This is a genomic window from Sanyastnella coralliicola (assembly GCF_030845195.1).
Classification (GTDB): Bacteria; Bacteroidota; Bacteroidia; order Flavobacteriales_D; family Sanyastnellaceae; genus Sanyastnella; species Sanyastnella coralliicola.
In genome coordinates, this window is record NZ_CP132543.1 from 794348 (window position 1) to 813392 (window position 19045).

Annotated in this window: 12 protein-coding genes; 6 read left to right on the forward strand and 6 right to left on the reverse strand. The window is 45.9% G+C overall.

Annotated elements, in window-relative coordinates; all coding sequences use genetic code 11:
- Nucleotides 1–50 precede the first annotated feature (50 nt).
- From infC to RA156_RS03430, 4 genes are all read left to right on the forward strand, one after another.
- Nucleotides 51–509: a translation initiation factor IF-3 gene (infC, locus tag RA156_RS03415; protein ID WP_434064832.1), complete on the forward strand. Its 459-nt coding sequence runs from the start codon at nt 51–53 to the stop codon at nt 507–509.
- Nucleotides 510–525: 16 nt separating this feature from the next.
- Nucleotides 526–720: a 50S ribosomal protein L35 gene (gene rpmI, locus RA156_RS03420; RefSeq protein WP_306642791.1), complete on the forward strand. Its 195-nt coding sequence runs from the start codon at nt 526–528 to the stop codon at nt 718–720.
- Nucleotides 721–798: 78 nt separating this feature from the next.
- The gene (gene rplT, locus RA156_RS03425) at nt 799–1143 is read left to right on the forward strand and encodes a 50S ribosomal protein L20 (protein ID WP_306642793.1); all 345 of its coding nucleotides are present in this window, start codon (nt 799–801) and stop codon (nt 1141–1143) included.
- A 100-nt stretch (nt 1144–1243) separates the two neighbouring features.
- Nucleotides 1244–3154, forward strand: coding sequence for an NHL repeat-containing thioredoxin family protein (locus tag RA156_RS03430; protein ID WP_306642795.1), 1911 nt, complete (start codon nt 1244–1246; stop codon nt 3152–3154).
- Nucleotide 3155: 1 nt separating this feature from the next.
- Here RA156_RS03430 and RA156_RS03435 read toward each other — a convergent pair whose 3' ends face one another.
- The 3 genes from RA156_RS03435 to bcp form a co-directional block, all read right to left on the reverse strand.
- Nucleotides 3156–4208: a tetratricopeptide repeat protein gene (locus tag RA156_RS03435; RefSeq protein WP_306642797.1), complete on the reverse strand. Its 1053-nt coding sequence runs from the start codon at nt 4206–4208 to the stop codon at nt 3156–3158.
- A 58-nt stretch (nt 4209–4266) separates the two neighbouring features.
- Nucleotides 4267–5295, reverse strand: coding sequence for a recombinase RecA (recA, locus tag RA156_RS03440; protein WP_306642799.1), 1029 nt, complete (start codon nt 5293–5295; stop codon nt 4267–4269).
- Nucleotides 5296–5365: 70 nt separating this feature from the next.
- On the reverse strand, nt 5366–5830 hold the full coding sequence (gene bcp / locus RA156_RS03445) for a thioredoxin-dependent thiol peroxidase (protein ID WP_306642800.1): 465 nt from the start codon (nt 5828–5830) through the stop codon (nt 5366–5368).
- 218 nt (nt 5831–6048) lie between these two features.
- Here bcp and RA156_RS03450 point away from each other — a divergent pair, with 218 nt between their 5' ends.
- Together RA156_RS03450 and priA are read left to right on the forward strand one after the other, a co-directional pair.
- A complete protein-coding gene (locus RA156_RS03450; RefSeq protein ID WP_306642801.1) occupies nt 6049–14253 on the forward strand; it encodes an HYR-like domain-containing protein in 8205 nt (2734 codons plus the stop codon).
- 125 nt (nt 14254–14378) lie between these two features.
- Complete coding sequence (gene priA, locus RA156_RS03455; RefSeq protein WP_306642802.1) at nt 14379–16850, forward strand: replication restart helicase PriA; 2472 nt, start codon at nt 14379–14381, stop codon at nt 16848–16850.
- Here priA and RA156_RS03460 read toward each other — a convergent pair.
- The 3 genes from RA156_RS03460 to RA156_RS03470 are packed head-to-tail and all read right to left on the reverse strand — an operon-like array spanning nt 16847 to nt 18980.
- On the reverse strand, nt 16847–17071 hold the full coding sequence (locus RA156_RS03460) for a hypothetical protein (protein ID WP_306642803.1): 225 nt from the start codon (nt 17069–17071) through the stop codon (nt 16847–16849). The genes priA and RA156_RS03460 overlap by 4 nt on opposite strands.
- Nucleotides 17068–17748: a YggS family pyridoxal phosphate-dependent enzyme gene (locus tag RA156_RS03465; RefSeq protein ID WP_306642804.1), complete on the reverse strand. Its 681-nt coding sequence runs from the start codon at nt 17746–17748 to the stop codon at nt 17068–17070. Before RA156_RS03465 ends, RA156_RS03460 begins: the two co-directional genes overlap by 4 nt.
- The gene (locus RA156_RS03470; protein ID WP_306642805.1) at nt 17745–18980 is read right to left on the reverse strand and encodes a DUF1015 domain-containing protein; all 1236 of its coding nucleotides are present in this window, start codon (nt 18978–18980) and stop codon (nt 17745–17747) included. Before RA156_RS03470 ends, RA156_RS03465 begins: the two co-directional genes overlap by 4 nt.
- Nucleotides 18981–19045: the final 65 nt, after the last annotated feature.

The window sequence follows — 19045 nt, forward strand, 5'->3', positions numbered from 1 at the left end:
AAGAAGACAAACACAGGATTAACCGCCGTATCACCGCACCGGAAGTGCGCGTGGTGGGTGAAGACATTGAACAAGGAGTTTACCCAATCGCACAAGCTTTGCGCATGGCGCAAGAGCAGGAGTTGGATCTAGTTGAGATCTCTCCAAATGCGAAACCTCCTGTATGTCGAATCGTTGATTACAAGAAGTTCCTTTATTCACAGAAAAAGCGTGAGAAGGAGCTGAAAGCGAAACAACAGAAAGTTGTTGTGAAGGAAATCCGTTTCGGACCGAACACGGATGATCACGATTTCGAGTTCAAGTTGAAGCACGCGAAGAAGTTCCTTGAAGAAGGAGCGAAAGTGAAGGCTTACGTATTCTTTAAAGGGCGAACAATTGTATTCAAGGAGCGTGGAGAAATCTTGCTTCTGAAGTTTGCTCAAGAATTGGAAGAGTATGCAGCGGTAGAACAGATGCCTAAGCTTGAAGGAAAGCGGATGATCATGATGTTCAACCCGAAGAAGAAATAAATCAAAGTTCACGGTTATGCCGAAAATGAAGACCAAATCGAGCGCTAAAAAGCGTTTCAAGTTTACCGGCTCCGGGAAGATTAAGCGCAAGCACGCTTACAAAAGCCACATTCTGACGAAGAAGGCTAAGAAGCGTAAGCGTAATCTGACCGCGTTCACTACGGTAGACAAAGCGGATGAGAAGAGCATTAAGAAACAACTTCTCGCCTAAGAATTAACCAGGTATGTTTTAACCCGGTTTGCAGTATTAAGTGTCTATGACCGCTGTTGACCAAAAAACACGAACACTATGCCACGTTCAGTAAACTCAGTTGCATCAAGAGCGCGCCGAAAGAAAGTCATGAAAATGGCGCGCGGTTACTACGGAGCCAGAAAAAATGTATGGACAGTAGCCAAAAACGCAGTAGAGAAAGGGCTTCTCTACTCTTATGAAGGACGTAAACAACGCAAGCGTCAATTCCGTCGTCTATGGATCCAGCGTATCAACGCAGGAGCTCGTCAGCACGGAATGTCGTACTCAGCGTTGATGGGTAAACTCCATGCTCAAGGGATCGAGTTGAACCGTAAGGTACTTGCTGACCTAGCAATGAACCATCCTGAGGCCTTCAAAGCCGTAGTAGATAAAGTGAAATAAGTTTACTTCACAATATTGAGAAAGCCAGCTATATGCTGGCTTTTTTCATTTGGGCACTTGATTTGCTATATCTTCGTTGTACTTCAATAATCTTAACTACATGCGAGTTCTGCTTCTATTCTTATTCATCTTTGTTTCCGCAACTTCATACAGCCAAGTGCGCAAGGATTCACTCTATCGATTCCGCAAAGCGCAGGAGGGAGTGACCTTTCCGAGAGGATCTGAATGGCACAATGCGAAGCGTGCGTTCTCTGTTTTTGATATTGGCGAACGTATCATCGTTCTCCATATTTGGGACCCACGTTCTGTAGATGGGAAAGAATCAATCGAAGCAATCAACGGTTGGAAGCGAGAGTTTTCGCCATTCATTCCAGTGACAATCATTCCTGATTCCACATTACACTCGCTCAGCGATAAGGAAATTGACCAACTCATCGAACGATACGAAATAGAGCATCCGCTCCTATTCAATAAGAACCTCTCAAGCCTCAAGCTTCCAGAAGATTTTGAGGCACCAGGGGTTTTATTGATTCGTGAAGATGGAAGACCCGCGGGAGTGTTCTATGGAGAAGACTATCTCGATGAACTCGAATTGAAGCTCAGCGCTTTCGATAAAGAGACGAATACAAAGGTTGGTCTTTCCAATACGCGATTCATTGCCACGGAAGAGCGAATGAGCCTCTATACTCCGATGTCATACCCAACGGCAGTGGCTGCATCTTCAAGAGAGCAACGAAGCTATGTAGCGGATACGGAGAATAATCGAATCCTACTTGTAGACTTCGACGGACAAGTGAATGAGGTAATTGGAACAGGAGTTCGCGGTTTACGTGACGGACGTTACGGTGCTTGTCAATTTAATCGTCCTACAGGGTTAGCTCTAGATGAGGAAAACAGAATTCTCTACGTCGCTGATGCAGGGAACCATGTAATCAGACAAGTAGATCTCAAAACAAGAACTGTAACTAATATCCTTGGGACGGGGTATCGAGCGGCAGCACCGATATCTAAGGTAGACAGTACTAGCGGTCCATTGAATTATCCTATGGCACTTGAGTTTGGTGCAGGGAAGCTTACCATAGCTATGGCCGGAAGTAATCAGATCTGGCAATACGACGTGAAGAAAAAGCAAGCCATTGCCATGGCCGGAAATGGTGCTGCTCGTTCAATAGACGGAACAGGTGTCGCAAGCGCAATCAAAGAACCAATTGCTATTACCACAGATAAGAAAGGAACTTACTACGTGCTGGAACAAGGTGCAAAGAATGTACGCGTAATCGATCCACAATGGAATGTTTCCACCTTGGAGGTTATGAGTAAGGATGACTCATTGAATTATCCGCAGTCGATTGCGTTCAAAGATGATGAGCTTTACATCGCAGATACCTACAACAATCGTATTGTCAAGTACAACAAGAAGAAAACGGAGGTTATTGCAGGAACGGGCGTGCCTGGTTTCCAAGACTCTCGTAAGGACGGAGAGCTGTTCAATAAACCGATGGGGCTTAGTGTCAAGGGAGATGAGATTTGGGTTGCAGACTGTTTCAATCATAGCTTGCGTATCGTTGATTCCAAGAAGGGTAAGACGAAGACTCAACCGCTGACGAGAATCGACAAGTTATTCCGAAACATCGAAGCCTATAACGAAGGCGACCGCATATATTTGGAAGAGTTGGTTATCGGGCCAGGGGAGAACAACCTCTATATCGAGTTAGAGACCCCTGAAGGTTATGAATTGGTCCCAGATGGTCGCAATGAAGTCTTCATGGAAAGACCTGGGATGAATCAACTGCTCAACTCAAACCCTTCACGAGGATACATAGAAGTTGAGGTAGCTGGAAAAGAGATGAACCCTTACGCGGGTATGCAGATTTATGTGACAATGCGCCACAAAGAAACAGACCAGGTGATCTTCCGTCCGGTTTTATTGGTAGTGCCGTTCTTGCATGACTCGAGCGGGCCGACAAGTCACGACCTCAAATTCAATTTGCTTCAGAAACAGGAGGAGTGATTTATTCTCCTAGTACGCGTCCTTTGGCAAGGGCAGCTGGAGTATAGTCTGGCTGCATGCTGAGTGCACGGTTGTAATCTGCCAAGGCCTCTTCTTTGTTGCCTAGACTTTCATAGCACAATCCTCGGTTATAGTACGCTTGATAGTAGGCTGGATAGATATCTGCCGCTTGATCGAAGAAAGTAATGGCACTGTCGTAGTGCTGGAAGTATTCCAAGTGAATATATCCCTGGTTGTAGTATGCCGGGACAAATTCTGGATCAATTTCTAAGATTTCCCTGTACTGCTTGAATGCCTGTGTATAGCGGTTAGCATCACGATCACCGCTGGATTGCAGGTAGTACGCCAAGTTGTACTTAGCTTCAATACTCTGAGGCTTGATTTCGGTGGCCGTGCGGTAGTATTCAATGGCTAGGTCGCTTTTTGCCGATGCATACAAGAGCCCAATTTCGATGTAAGCGTCGTAGTATTCTGGGTCAACCTCAATGGCCGTTTGGTAACTAGATGCTGCAAGCGTTGTGTCTCCTGTTTCCTTGTAGATTCTTCCTTTCATATAGTATCCGAAGGGAAGGAATTCATTTACAGTTAAGGCTTTGTTGATTTCCTCTAGGGCTTTCGGGTAGTTCTGTAGGTGAATCTGCATCTCACCAAGTTTCAATAAACACTCCGTGTTTTCAGGAGAAAGGTCAACACAAGCTTGATAGTCAGCAACAGCTAATTCAAAATCGGTTCTTCCGTAGTGATATTCACCTCTGGCGAAGAAGATATCATCTCGTGTGCTGTCTGCATCGAGCGCGTTGGAGAAGTCTTCGAGCGTGCGGTTGACGTCTCCTTTTTCCGCATAAAGGTGGGCACGTTCAAGGTAGTTGTCAGCATTTCCCGGGTCAGCAATGATACGTTGGTTCAAGGAGTCTAGTCGGGCTTGCACTGTATCGATAGCGACGGTCTCTACCTCTTGGGCAGTTTGATCACTTGATTGATCCTCTGCAGGGTCGTTACAAGCAGAGAAGAACAGGGCCGAAGCCGAAAGAATAGCAGCTAACTGGAGTTTCATAGGTGCAAATTAAAAAAGCCCGCTCCAGAAGAGCAGGCTTTTCAATCAAAATTGTGGCTTATTTAGTCAGTTCAGCCTTGATCTTTTCCTCAAGCTCTTCCATAAGCTCAGGGTTATCGTTCAATAGTTGCTTCACTGCGTCGCGACCTTGACCGAGTTTTGTTTCTCCGTAAGAGAACCAAGAACCGCTCTTCTTGATCACGTTCATATCTACACCAAGGTCGATGATTTCTCCAGTTTTTGAGATTCCTGTTCCGTACATGATGTCGAATTCAGCACGTTGGAATGGAGGAGCCACCTTGTTCTTCACGATTTTCACTTTTGTACGGTTACCAATAACTCGGTCTCCGTCTTTGATTTGTGAAGAACGACGAATGTCAATACGTACAGAAGAGTAGAACTTCAGTGCGTTACCACCCGTTGTGGTTTCAGGGTTTCCGAACATCACTCCAATCTTCTCACGAAGCTGGTTGATGAAGATACAGCAGCATCCTGTCTTGCTAATCGTAGATGTCAGTTTACGAAGGGCTTTAGACATCAAGCGCGCCTGAAGACCCACTTGGCTATCAGCCATTTCTCCTTCGATCTCTGCGCGAGGTGTCAGTGCTGCAACAGAGTCAATCACCAAAAGATCAATTGCACCTGAACGGATCAAGTTATCTGCGATTTCCAGTGCTTGTTCTCCGTTGTCTGGCTGAGAGATCAAAAGGTTCTCAGTATCAACACCTAGGTTTTCAGCATAGAACTTATCAAATGCGTGCTCGGCATCGACGATAGCACAGATTCCTCCGTTGCGCTGCGATTCCGCGATAGCGTGAATAGCAAGAGTCGTCTTACCAGAAGATTCCGGACCGTAGATCTCAATGATTCGTCCTTGTGGGTATCCACCTATTCCTAGAGCAAGATCAAGGGTCAATGACCCTGAAGGAATGAAATCAAGTTGTTCGATGGCATCATCGCCCAGCTTCATTACCGTACCTTTTCCGTAGGTCTTCTCCAGCTTGTCTAGAGTCAGCTGAAGCGCCTTCATCTTTTCTTTATTCACTTCTGTTGCCATGCGCGTTAGATTTTGAGCTAATGTAGCCATTCAACAACGTAATGTATTTACGTTGCGCAATGATTTTGTCCACGTTGGACAATCCTTTGTGTGTGTAACCTTAGAGGCCGAATCCGTTCAAGATCTGATCGGTATGTTCCTTGGCTTTTACCTTCTTAATCACATCCACAATGGTTCCTTCTTCGTCGATCAAAAAAGTAGTGCGGTGCGTACCGTCAAACTCTTTACCCATGAACTTCTTAGGTCCCCATACACCAAAGGCTTGTAGTACTGAACGTTCCTCATCTGCGATTAGAGGAAATGGCAACTCGTGCTTGTCTATGAACTTCTGGTGCTTTTTCGCAGGGTCATCATTCACTCCAATGATCTCAATACCATGTCCTTTCAGCACGTCGAAGTTGTCGCGGATGTTACAGGCTTGAGTAGTACAAGTTGGAGTCATGTCTCTAGGGTAGAAATATACCACGAGTTTCTTCCCGCTGTAGTCTGATGATTTGATCTCGCTTCCGTCTTGGATGATTCCTGAAAAGTCAGGGGCTTTATCGCCTTTTTGTAGGGTTGTCATATCTAGATTCTAATTGCTCTTAGAGTGACAAATATGCCACGAATTTGTTCTTGTTATTCACGGTTTGGGATCGTGATTCATTTTGTTTTTAGTCGACGAACGAAAGATATCAACAGACGAATGAAAATATTTTGATGACCAAGCCTTCGGCTGTACATTCGATTTGGTGCAACTTGCATTAGAAGACAATTATTCTGATCTCAAAATTCAATTTCTCTATGAGACACACTACGCTTGTGGTAAACGGAAATACCCGAAACAACAGGGCTTACCGTTTCTCGCGTGTGTTTTTCGCAATGGTTCTGGCACTGGCATTCGCCGGGATCAATGCAAACGCACAAACTCCTGAACCCGGTACCGAGGCTTATGCTTCTGCAAAAGATGCAGGTCTGGTGGAGCAAATTTCACTTGCTCTAGACTATGACGGGGAATCTCCAAACGTTCAACACTACCTCGATGCAGCTGCTGCTCGCGGTGCTGGATGTTTTATTCCTCACGATCCAATGACATGGACAAACTTCCCAGGAAATGATGATGGTTCTGAAGGGCCAATCGCACTTCCTTTCTCGTTTGACCTATACGGTAGTGCATACAGCAGCATTTACCTCAATAACAACGGAAACCTGACCTTCGGCAATAGCCTTTCGTCATTTACACCAGATGGTTTCCCTATTTCAACGCCAATGATCGCTCCGTTCTGGGGAGACGTTGATACACGAAATGGAAGAGGTGAAGTTTGGTACTATGTGACTGACCATGCATTGTATGTGAACTGGGTAGAAGTAGGAGTGTTCTCAGCGAACAACCCTGACCTGGAAGATCTTCGCAATACTTTCCAAGTGATCATTACTGATGGTACAGACGCAGTTCTTGAACCAGGAAACAACATTGCCTTTCATTATGAAATCATGGATTGGACAACCGGAGACGCTTCTCTCGGTGAACTTGGTTTCGGTGGTGCACCTGCAACTGTTGGTGTAAACGCTGGAAACAATGTAGACTTCATTCAGATTGGACGTTTCGGAACAGATACCAATGACTATGACGGTCCTGACGGTGAAATTGACGGAGTAAACTGGCTAGAGTTCCAGTGTTTCCAGTTCAACGTTTCAAGTGGAGCGAACTTCCCTCCAATTGCACAGAACCTTCCAGTAGGAAACGAAATCAACATTTGTAATGATGAAAGTGCTACGCTTGACTTAGGTTTCATCGGGCCAGAAGGCGATCAAACGGTAACAGTTGCTGTTTCTTCTGGAGATCCTTACACCTTGAATTCGAACGATGCTGGAAACCCAGCAGAAGTTTCTGTGACATTCGAAGGGCTTGCACCAGGATCTTACTCATATGATTTCATCGCAACAGATAACGGAGATCCAGTAGGAGAAACAACCGTGACAATTACTGTCAACGTTGAAGATTGTACAGGAGGATGCGAACCGAACTTGATGATCGCTTGTCCTGAAGACATGACAGTGGAGTGTGGTAGTGACCTTGACCCAATGTCTCTCGGAATGCCAATGGTTGATACTGACGATTGTTACGCAGGCTCAATTGATGTCACTTACATGGACGATGTCATTTCTAACAACGGTTGCGAACAAATGATCGCCCGAACGTGGATGGCTTCAGCAGGTGATGAGACTGACATGTGTACTCAGATGATCACCGTGATTGATACAGAAGCACCGGTACTCAACATGCCTCCACTATACTACTCTCTTGAGTGGAGCGTATATGAAGGGAACTTCATCGAAGACTTCCTAAACGGACAAATCACACTCGAAGATCTTGAGACACTTAGTCCATTGTTCAACGAGCAACTTGAAGCCCAAGGGTACTTCTACCCAACAGCATCAGACGCATGTGATGATGACGTTACACCATACTACATCCAATCAGTACTCGGACCTGAAGAATTGGAGTGTCCGCTTGTAGCAGAAGTGATTTGGTCATTCTATGCTCAAGATGATTGTGGGAATGTAACTGGACCATTTGATGTTGTGTGCGAATTCTTCGACACGACTCCTCCAGAGTTCGTTGACTTCCCTGAAGATGTGCTCGTAGAGTGTATCGAAGATGTTCCAGCTCCAGAAGTAGTAGATGCAGAAGATGCATGTGCTGATGTGGTTTTAGTAGACATCTTCACAAGCGAAACAGGTTTCCCAACTGATTCATGTGTAGCATCAACGGCATTCGGACCTGGAGATGATTGGGCACTATGGCTACCAGTATTGGAGACAGAAGGTCTATCACCAACAGATGATTTCGTTCCAGTAGGAGACTTGACATTTGTTAAGTACAACGACGGAACAGCACGTTTGACTGGTTCAGTAGTAAACGATGAGAACCCAGCACAAGGATGGGACATTGACCTACACTTCGAGAACCAAGCAACATGGGCAGAGTGGGAAGCAATGGGCCGTTCTTACAAGGATGACCTAGGACTTGCAGCAGCAGGCGGTAACCTATGGACAACATGGGATTACTACGAGCTAGTAAACGGCTTCTCAACATTGACAGGTACAGGAGACTTCGCAGGCGACGTTCTTTACCTAGATCACATGCCATCAAGCTACTACTTCGGATTCCAGTGTGGAGAGGCAGCGAACAACCGCAACTCAAACTTCGGTATGAGCGGATGGTTCACTTACTCAGGATTCATCGGAGGTGAAGCAGTAGAAGGACACGGAGACGTAAACGTAGACAAGGAATGTGTTCCAACACAGGGTCAAGAGTGTGTGAACGATGATGAGTTCACTTACTACTACCGTGCAGAGGATTCATGTGGAAACGTAGCGTTCGAATCATACACTGTAACAGTAAACGATACAACAGCACCAGAATTCACTGTCGTACCAGAAGACATCACAGTAGAATGTGACGAGGTACCAGTACCAGTATTCGAAGGAGTTGAAGCAATCGACAACTGTGAGTGTGGGGTAGAAAGCATCGTATACATCGGCGAGACCCTCGTAGATGGAGGTAACGATTGTCTTTACCAGCTACAGCGTGAGTGGGCAGCATTCGACTGCTGTGGAAACCGCGCAGACTACGTACAAACAATCACTGTAGAAGACACCACAGCACCAGAGGTTACTTACGTACCAGCTGACGTGACTTACGAATGTGACGAAGAAGTACTAGTAGAACTAGCAGAAGGAGTAGACAACTGTCAGGACGTAGAGGTTACTTACGAAGATTCAATCGAAGAAGGTGACTGTCCACAGGAATACACGATCACACGTACGTTCTACCTATCAGACGGATGTGATAACGTATCTACAGCAACACAAACAATCTCAGTAGTTGATACAACAGCTCCAGTATTCGGAGATTACGAAGTATCAGTATCAGTAGAGTGTACAGAAGTTGACGAAGTAGAAGGACCAGACGCAACAGACAACTGTGGTGAGGTAACGATCACTTACGAAGACCAACTCCAATCAGGAGGATGTCTAGGAGTAATCGTACGTACCTACACAGCCGTAGATGAGTGTGGTAACGAAGTAACAACAGAGCAGTACATCACGATCTTGGATACGACACCACCGGTGATCGAGAATCCAGCAGACATGACAGTAGAGTGTGACGAAGTACCAGCAGCTCCAGGAGCAGACGGTATCGAGATCTACGACAACTGTGGTGAAGAAGTAGAGGTAACATTCACAGAAGAGATCATCGACGGTCTATGTGAAGACAGCTACACAATCGTATGGACATGGACAGCAACTGACTACTGTGAGAACATGTCAGAGGCTTCAACAACAATCACAGTACAAGACACAACAAACCCAGTATTCGTAGAAGTACCGGAAGATGTGACTTACGAGTGTGACGAAGAAGTACCAGCATGTAGCTCAGACGACGTAGTAGCAGAAGATAACTGTGACAACGACGTAGTAGTAGAATGTGAAGATCAGATCATCGACGGAGACTGTCCACAAGAGTACACGATCCAGCGTATCTACCGCGCATTCGATAACTGTGGTAACCAAGCGATCTACGTACAGAACATCTCAGTAGTTGACACCACTGCACCAATGTTCCCAGAACTAGCAGAGTTGACTTACGAGTGTGACGAAGAGATTCCAGTGATCCTACCAGACGCAACAGATAACTGTGGTGTGGTAACGGTTACTTACGAAGACTCAACAGTAGACGGAGAGTGTCCACAGGAATACACTATCACACGTACTTACACAGCAGAAGACGAGTGTGGAAACACAAGCTCAGCTTCACAGACAATCAACGTGGTTGACACAACTGCACCGGTATTCGATGAGTACTCAGTAGAAGTAGAAGCACCATGTGATAACGTAGACGTGGCGATCCTAACAGCTACAGATAACTGTGGTGAGGTAACTGTGACATACGAAGACACACCAGTGTCAGGAGGATGTGCAGGAACAATCATCCGTGATTACGTAGCAGTAGACGAGTGTGGAAACGAAGCAACAGCACAGCAGATCATCTCACTAGTTGATGAAGTAGCTCCTGTATTCGTTGAAGTACCTGCAGACATGACTTACGAGTGTGACCAGGAAGTACCAGCATGTAGCTCAGACGACGTAGCAGTTGAAGACAACTGTACAGAGGTTGAGGTTAGCTGTGCAGACGTTACAATCGACGGAGACTGTCCACAGGAATATACAATCGAGCGTACATACACAGCAGAAGATAACTGTGGAAACATCTCAACATACACACAGACGATCACAGTAGTTGATACAACAGCTCCTGAGTTCACAGAAGTACCAGCAGACGCAATGTACGAGTGTGATGAAGAGATCCCAGCAATCAACGCTGAAGCAGAAGATAACTGTGGTGATGTAACAGTAACATGGGAAGATTCAATCGCCGATGGAGACTGTCCACAAGAGTACACGATCACACGTACATTCACAGCAATGGACGAGTGTGGAAACTCAAGCACAGAGACACAGACAATCACAGTAGTTGATACAACAGCTCCTGAATTCACAATGGTACCAGCTGACGCCACTTACGAGTGTGACGAAGAAGTACTAGTGATGATGGCTGAAGCATCTGATAACTGTGGTGAAGTAACAGTTACATACGAAGATTCAACAGTAGAAGGTGAGTGTCCTCAAGAGTACACAATCACACGTACGTTCACTGCAGAAGATGAGTGTGGTAACTCAAGCACTGCAACACAGACAATCAACGTGTTTGACACCACTGCACCGGTATTCGATGAGTACCCAGTAGAGGTAGAAGCACCATGTGATAACGTAGACGTGGCGATCCTAACAGCTACAGATAACTGTGGTGAGGTAACTGTAACCTACGAAGACACACCAGTGTCAGGAGGATGTGCAGGAACAATCATCCGTGATTACGTAGCAGTAGACGAGTGTGGCAACGAATCAACAGCACAGCAGATCATCTCACTAGTTGATGAAGTAGCTCCTGTATTCGTTGAAGTACCTGCAGACATGACTTACGAGTGTGACCAGGAAGTACCAGCATGTAGCTCAGACGACGTAGCAGTTGAAGACAACTGTACAGAGGTTGAGGTTAGCTGTGCAGACGTTACAATCGACGGAGACTGTCCACAGGAATACACTATCGAGCGTACATACACAGCAGAAGATAACTGTGGAAACATCTCAACATACACACAGACGATCACAGTAGTTGATACAACAGCCCCTGAGTTCACAGACGTACCAGCAGACGCAACGTACGAGTGTGATGAAGAGATCCCAGCAATCAACGCTGAAGCAGAAGATAACTGTGGTGATGTAACAGTAACATGGGAAGATTCAATCGCCGATGGTGACTGTCCACAAGAGTACACGATCACACGTACATTCACAGCAATGGACGATTGTGGAAACTCAAGCACAGAGACACAGACAATCACAGTAGTTGATACAACAGCTCCTGAATTCACGGCAGTAGGTGAAGATGTAACGATTGAGTGTGACGAAGAGCTTCCAGCTCCATTCGCTGAAGCAACAGACAACTGCGGTGAAGTAACGATTGAGGTGTCTCCGGAGATCATCGATGGCGACTGTCCACAGGAGTACACAATGATCCGCACATACACAGCAATGGATGACTGCGGTAATTCAACTACAGCAACTCAAACAATCACAGTAATTGACACTACGGCACCGGTATTCGATGAGTACCCAATCCAAGTAGACGTTCCTTGTGATGAAGTAGATGTCATGACGATCACGGCAACAGACAACTGTGGTGAGGTAACAATCACCTACACTGAGTTCATGATCTCAGGTGGATGTGCTGGAAGCATGATTCGCGATTACGTTGCAGTTGATGAATGTGGAAATGAAGCTTATGCTCAGCAAATCATCAGCCTTGTTGATGAAGTAGCTCCAGAAGCTGAAAACGTTCCGGCAGATGCTACATTCGAATGTGATGAAGAGATCATCCTTGGTGAGCCAACCTTCACTGATAACTGTGATGATGACTTGGAAATCACTTACAACGAAGTAACGGAAGACCTCGATTGTTTCTACCAGATCATTCGCACTTGGACTGCCATTGATCACTGTGATAATGAAACAACCGTTTCTCAAGTCATTACAGTAACAGATACAACAGCTCCTTCTATTGAAGCCGGAGATGACATGACCATCGAGTGTACAGCGATCATTCCTGATCCATCGTTCGAGGTGTCTGACAACTGTGATGAAGACGTAATGGTTGACATCACTTCTGAAATGTTCGATGGTGATTGTCCGCAAGAGTACACGATGGTTCGCACGTACACTGCAACAGATGATTGTGGTAACGTTTCTGTAGATACTCAGACAATCACAGTAGTTGATACAACTGCTCCTGTATTCATTGCAGTAGCGGAAGATGTTACTGTTGAGTGTGATGAAGAGCTTCCTGCTCCTTTCGCTAGCGCGGAAGACAACTGTGGTGAAGTGACAATTGAAGTATCGCCAGAGATTATCGACGGGGAATGCGGAAATGAATACACAATGGTTCGCACTTACACTGCAACTGATGAATGTGGAAACGCCAGCACTGCGACGCAAACAATCACAGTAGTTGATACAACTGCTCCTGAATTCACGAACGTACCATCGAGCATGACAGTTGAATGTCTAAGCGATGTACCGGACATGATGACATTGGCAGCTACTGATAACTGTGGAGATGCAGAAGTAGTGTGTAATGAAGTAAGTGACCTTGACGATTGTGGTAACGGTGTAATCATCCGCACTTGCACTGCAACTGACGCTTGTGGAAACACAACTCAGGTGAGCTACTCAATCACAATCAACGATACCACTGCTCCTACACTTAATGATCTTCCAGAAGAGAACCTAGTGATCGATTGTGAGGATGATGTTCCTGCACCAGCAGATGTAACAGCAACTGACAACTGTGACAATGATCTTGAAGTGATCTTCACTGAAGAGATCATCGGAGACCTTCCTGCAGAGGGAAGTTCAGCAGATTGTGTAGCAACTACGCCAGAAGCTTACTTCGAAGGTGAAACGTGTGGTGGAACTGATCCTTGGAGCTTGGTACTATTCAACTTCGGTGGAGAAGAAGCTGCATTGTATAGCACAATCGAAGCAAACTGGGTTGAATACCCTGATGGTACAGCAACACTCACAGGTTCTGTATTCTGTAATGACAATCCTGATGCAGGATGGGAGATTAACGTAGCCTTCGAAAATGGCATGCCATGGACAGAGTGGTCTACACAAGGCTTCCCAACTGGATACAAAGATGATTGTGACATTGCAGGAGATAACTTCCTTGATTGGATGTACTACATCATGTCTGAAGGAGCTACACTCACAGGATGGGGTGATTACGAAGGAGCAACGCTCAACTTGGATCACGCACCGAGCAACCTATACTACGGTTACCAAGTAGGTGTTGCGGCAAACAACGTGAACGACAACTACGGATCTGGAGGATGGTTCACTTACAGTGGAGAATTCAACGGAGAGGAAGTGTACGGTTCAGGTGATTTTGCCTTCGATCACGATTGTTGTCCTCAGTACTCAGTAGAGCGCACTTGGTGTGTAACTGATTGTTCTGGAAATGAAACTTGCTTCACGCAAATGATCTCATTCGATGACTTGAGTGATGACAACCCATTGGTTGATCTAGACTTCGAAGAGATGGCAGCTGAGCGTGGTGATTTCGAGATTGTTCGTCTTTCTCCGAACCCAGCAGAAAGCTACGCTCGAGTTGAAGTAATGGCTTACAAAGGAACTCCAGTTCGTATCGAGCTGGTTGACCTCAACGGTAAAGTGGTTGACGTGATCTTCGAAGGTGACCTTTCAAGAGGTCAGACGTTCAGAACGATTGTCAACACAAACAACCTATACAACGGCGTTTACACCGTGAGAGCATACTCTCAAATGCATGCTGATGTAACGAAGCTTGTCATCCAGAAATAAGGATGAATAACATATCTAAAAAGGCCTCGCAATTTGCGGGGCCTTTTTGTTTGCATCAATTGTGATGAGCTTTTATCCACACCTTGGGTAATGCATGAAATCTGGCGTAATTTCGAAGTTCGATTATGTCAGGACTCGCCACCTTCATCGATGTCGTAATTCCGATTGCGATCCCTAATCTTCTCACGTACCGCGTACCACGAGAACTAGAGGGGCACGTCCAATTCGGACAACGAGTGGTGGTCCAACTCGGTCGGTCAAAACTGTACACTGCAGTGGTTCATCGAGTACATGATCAACCCCCTCAAGCATATGAAGCAAAGTACATTGAGTCGCTGCTCGATGAAGTACCGATTGTGACCAAGAAGCAGATGCGTCTATGGGAATGGATGGCGGAATACTACATGTGCACCTTAGGCGAAGTACTTGGTTCAGCACTGCCTTCAAGCTTGAAGCTAGCGAGCGAAACCAAGATTGTAGCTCACCCAGATATCGAGGAGTTAGATGCCAGTTCACTGACTGATCGAGAGTTCTTATTGATGGAGGCCCTCGAGCTTCGAAAGGTGTTAGAAATCGCTGAGGTTGCTGAGATCTTGGAGATAAAGACGGTTCAGCCCATCATCAAATCATTGATCGAAAAAGGCTTTGCAACCACTGAAGAAGAATTAAAGCATCGCTACAAACCGAAGACAGAGGAACGCCTTTCCTTGCACCCAAGACTTGAGAACGAGGATTTGTTGAGTGAGGTGTTTGATCAGCTCGAAAAGCGCGCAAGAAAGCAGTCAGAGCTATTGCTTTGTTACCTCAGAGAACGAGAAACGCAAGGTGATTCCATTGGAAAGGTGGCCTTGCAGAAAATGGCTGGAGTTGATTCAACGGTAGCCAAGAAGCTTATTGAAAAGGAGGTTTTCGTCAGCGAGACTGTCGAAATCGATCGAATTGGTCCGTTCACAGGAGAACACCAACAGATTAAAGACCTTTCTGACGATCAGCAACGAGCTCTTCAAGAGATCAAAGATCACTACGAAGACAAGGATGTCGTCTTACTCCATGGTGTCACCGGTTCGGGTAAAACAGAGGTCTATGTCAAGCTCATTGAAGAATGCATAGCTCGAGGAGAACAGGTGCTCTATCTCTTACCTGAGATTGCATTGACAACGCAACTGATTCAACGACTGCAGAAATACTTCGGCGACCAGATTGGCGTCTTCCACTCAAAGTTCAATCAACAAGAAAGAGCAGAGACCTGGAAGAGAACAATGTCTGCAGAAGCGAACAGCTACTCCATCATCATGGGAGCGCGTTCTTCGGTGTTTTTGCCTTTTAGGAAATTGGGTTTGGTCATCGTTGATGAAGAACATGAAAGTAGTTTTAAGCAATACGATCCAGCACCGCGTTATAACGGACGAGATGCCGGGGTGGTGCTAGGGATGCTTCACAAAGCAAAAGTGCTGCTAGGAAGCGCCACACCCTCCATTGAAAGCTACTTCAATACTACAGAAGGTCGATATGGCTTGGTGGAGATGAAGCACAGATTCGGTGGTGTAGTCCTACCGGAGATCCTGACAGCGAATATTCGCAAAGAGCTTCAGCGTAAAACCATGAAGTCTCACTTCACTTCATTCCTCCTCGAAGAAATGAAGGAAGCATTAGAACGCGACGAACAGATTATCCTCTTCCAAAACCGACGAGGGTACTCACCGTTTTGGCAGTGTCATACTTGTGGTTGGGTACCAGAATGTGATCGATGTGATGTAAGCTTGACTTACCACAAACACGTCCATCACCTCAATTGCCATTACTGCGGTTATACCTCAAGTCCGCCCCTCAAATGCCAAGCATGCGGAAGTCACGACCTCCGAAGTGTCGGTTTTGGAACCGAGAAGATCGAGGAAGATCTAAAAGAGCTCTTTCCAGAGGCTCGCGTGGCTAGAATGGACTTAGATACCACTCGAAGTAAGAACGCTTATCAGAACATCCTCAGAAGCTTCGATCTGCATGAGATTGATATTCTTGTGGGGACACAGATGGTAACGAAGGGGCTTGACTTCGAGCGCGTTTCGTTAGTAGGTGTATTGAACGCTGATCAAATGCTTAAGTTCCCAGACTTCAGAGCTTATGAACGCGCCTTCCAGTTGATGACGCAGGTAGCAGGACGTGCCGGACGAAAGCACAAGCGCGGAAAGGTGATCATTCAAACCTATGATCCGGAACACTGGGTGATTCATCAAGTGATTGATAACGATTACGACGCCATGTATCGCAGGGAAGTGATCGAACGCAAGGAATACAAGTATCCTCCGCATACAAGGTTGATCAAGCTAAATATGCGCCATCGAAACGAGGGCTTTTTGCGCGCTTCGGCGCACGAGTTGGCGGCACAGCTCCGACAGCACCTCGGCGACCGAGTAGTTGGCCCAGAGGCTCCTTATGTGGCACGTATCAATAATCAGTACCATCAGAATATCTTACTGAAGGTGGAACGCACGGCGTCACCGGCTCAATTCAAGAAGGTCCTGCAAGACACCATTGATAACTTCCGTCAAGACAAAGAAAAAAGAGCGATCCGTTTCGTCCCGGATGTAGATCCGGCCTAGCTCTGTTTCTTGGTGAGATCCTTCACCACAATCCAATACAGAATAGAGAAGGCAGCTGCAATGACCAGGGCGTAGATCAGTCCCGTTGCATCTGTTTTCACTTCCATATCGTTTTCAGCGAGTTGCTGCGCTCGTAGACGAATTCGTCCTGTGATGTAGTATGATACCCCCACAACAATCGGGAGTAAGACCAGGTATATTTTGAGATAGCGATCGTTCACCCGTAATGACGTTGACCAAATATGCTAGAACCTACTCTGACCATCGTACTCCCTTCCGCGATAGCGATAGAGTAATCACCACTCATACCCATAGACAAGGTGTCAAATTGAGTCAAGCTCGCTAGACCTTTCGCTTGAACGGCATCGAACCGTACTTTCAAACTTTGGAATTCTTGAGCCACCTGAGACTCATCATCCGTGAATGTTGCCATCCCCATCAACCCTCGAACGCGCACGTTTTCGTAATTAGAAATCACTTCAAGGAGCTGATTCAGCTCATCATCGTTCATTCCGAACTTGGTAGACTCCTGAGCAATGTGCATTTGAAGAAGCACATCAATCACTCGGTCATTGGCCTTCGCGCGCTTGTTAATCTCAGCTAGAAGCTTCTCACTATCTACCGCGTGAATCATAGATACGAAAGGGGCGATGTACTTTACCTTATTCGTCTGCAGGTGTCCGATGAGATGCCATTGAATATCCTTCGCCATGGTCTCATATTTGGCCACCATGTCTTGAACCTTGTTCTCACCGAAAATGCGCTGGCCCGTGGCATAAGCCGCCTCAATCGCGTCAACGGGATGAGTCTTTGAAACCGCGACTAAGGTCACGTGCTCAGGCAAACTGTCTTTAATCTGAGCTAGGTTCGATTGAATATCCTTGGCTACTGCTGTCATGAATATTGGTCTGAGAAATCGTAAATAGTAAGTCCGCTGCGCAATTTTGGTTCGATCCAAGTACTTTTTGGAGGCATGCATTGGTTCAGATCTGACACCATCTTCAATTGATCAAACGGAACAGGGTGGAGGATGAATGCACAAGAGAATCTTCCATCATCAACCATTGATGCCAAGGTCTCTATCCCAGAAGTTTCCGGTTCGAAAGCGATTCTCGAATCACTGCGCAGGTCTCCAATGCCTAAAATTGGCTTTAAGATATGTGAGGTCAACCATGCGCTGTCAGGGGTTGACAGGTCTATCTGGTCTGAGAAATCAAGTCGGTACCAACGTTCATGAACGTACATGTCGATGGTTCCAACTTTCGGTAGTTGTTCTTTTTCTTGAAGTGGTGTGACTTTCGCTAGCGCGGAAATGGCACTTACGAATTCTTCAGGTTGTAGACCATTTAAATCTCGTACCAATCGATGGTATCCATGAATGACCAAAGCTGAAGCAGGAATCATGTAGCTCATGAAGTAATCACTTCCGAGTTCATCTTCTGTTGAAGCCTGAGCTCTTCGGCGTTCAGCCAAAAGAACAGAAGAAGCGCTGCGGTGATGCCCATCAGCAATGTAGAGCGAATCAATTCTAGAAAACGCCTCTGTTAAGAAAGCCACTTCTTTCGGATCATCAATCAACCAGAACTGATGTTCAACACGGTCAGTGGTCATGTAATCATACTCACAAGGTCGTTGCATCACCTCTTGATAGAAGGCATTGACCTCAGGAAGATCTTCATGACTCATCAAGGTCGGCTCAGCATTAAAGTTTGTAGCGTCCAAGTAATTCGCAAAGAGCTCTTCACGAGCGGAAAGTGTCTGTTCGTGAATCTTAATAGTACCGTTGCGGTAATCGTCAGCATGAACAACAGAGATCACCCCTATGCAATCTAAATTGTGTTTACTCTGGCGGTAGATGTAGTATGACGGTTGGTCATCTTGAACGAAAAACTCTTCATCAATAAACTCCTCATAACGCTGACGCACTTTCTGAAAACGTTCTTCAGAGGCCGGTTCAGATGGCTGTACTTCGTTATAATCTGGATTGATGATATGAATGAAAGTGAACGGATTATTCTCGAGCTTATCGCGAAGCTGCCATTCGGAATAGGTCACATAACTACGCGATGCTACAAGGTGCACTTTGTTCGGCGTAGGACGAAATGCTTTGAAAGGTCTAACTCTTGCCATAGTCATTGATGGAAAGGAATGCGAAGTACGGAAAAAGCACTGTCATTGCGACATGTCGTGAATAA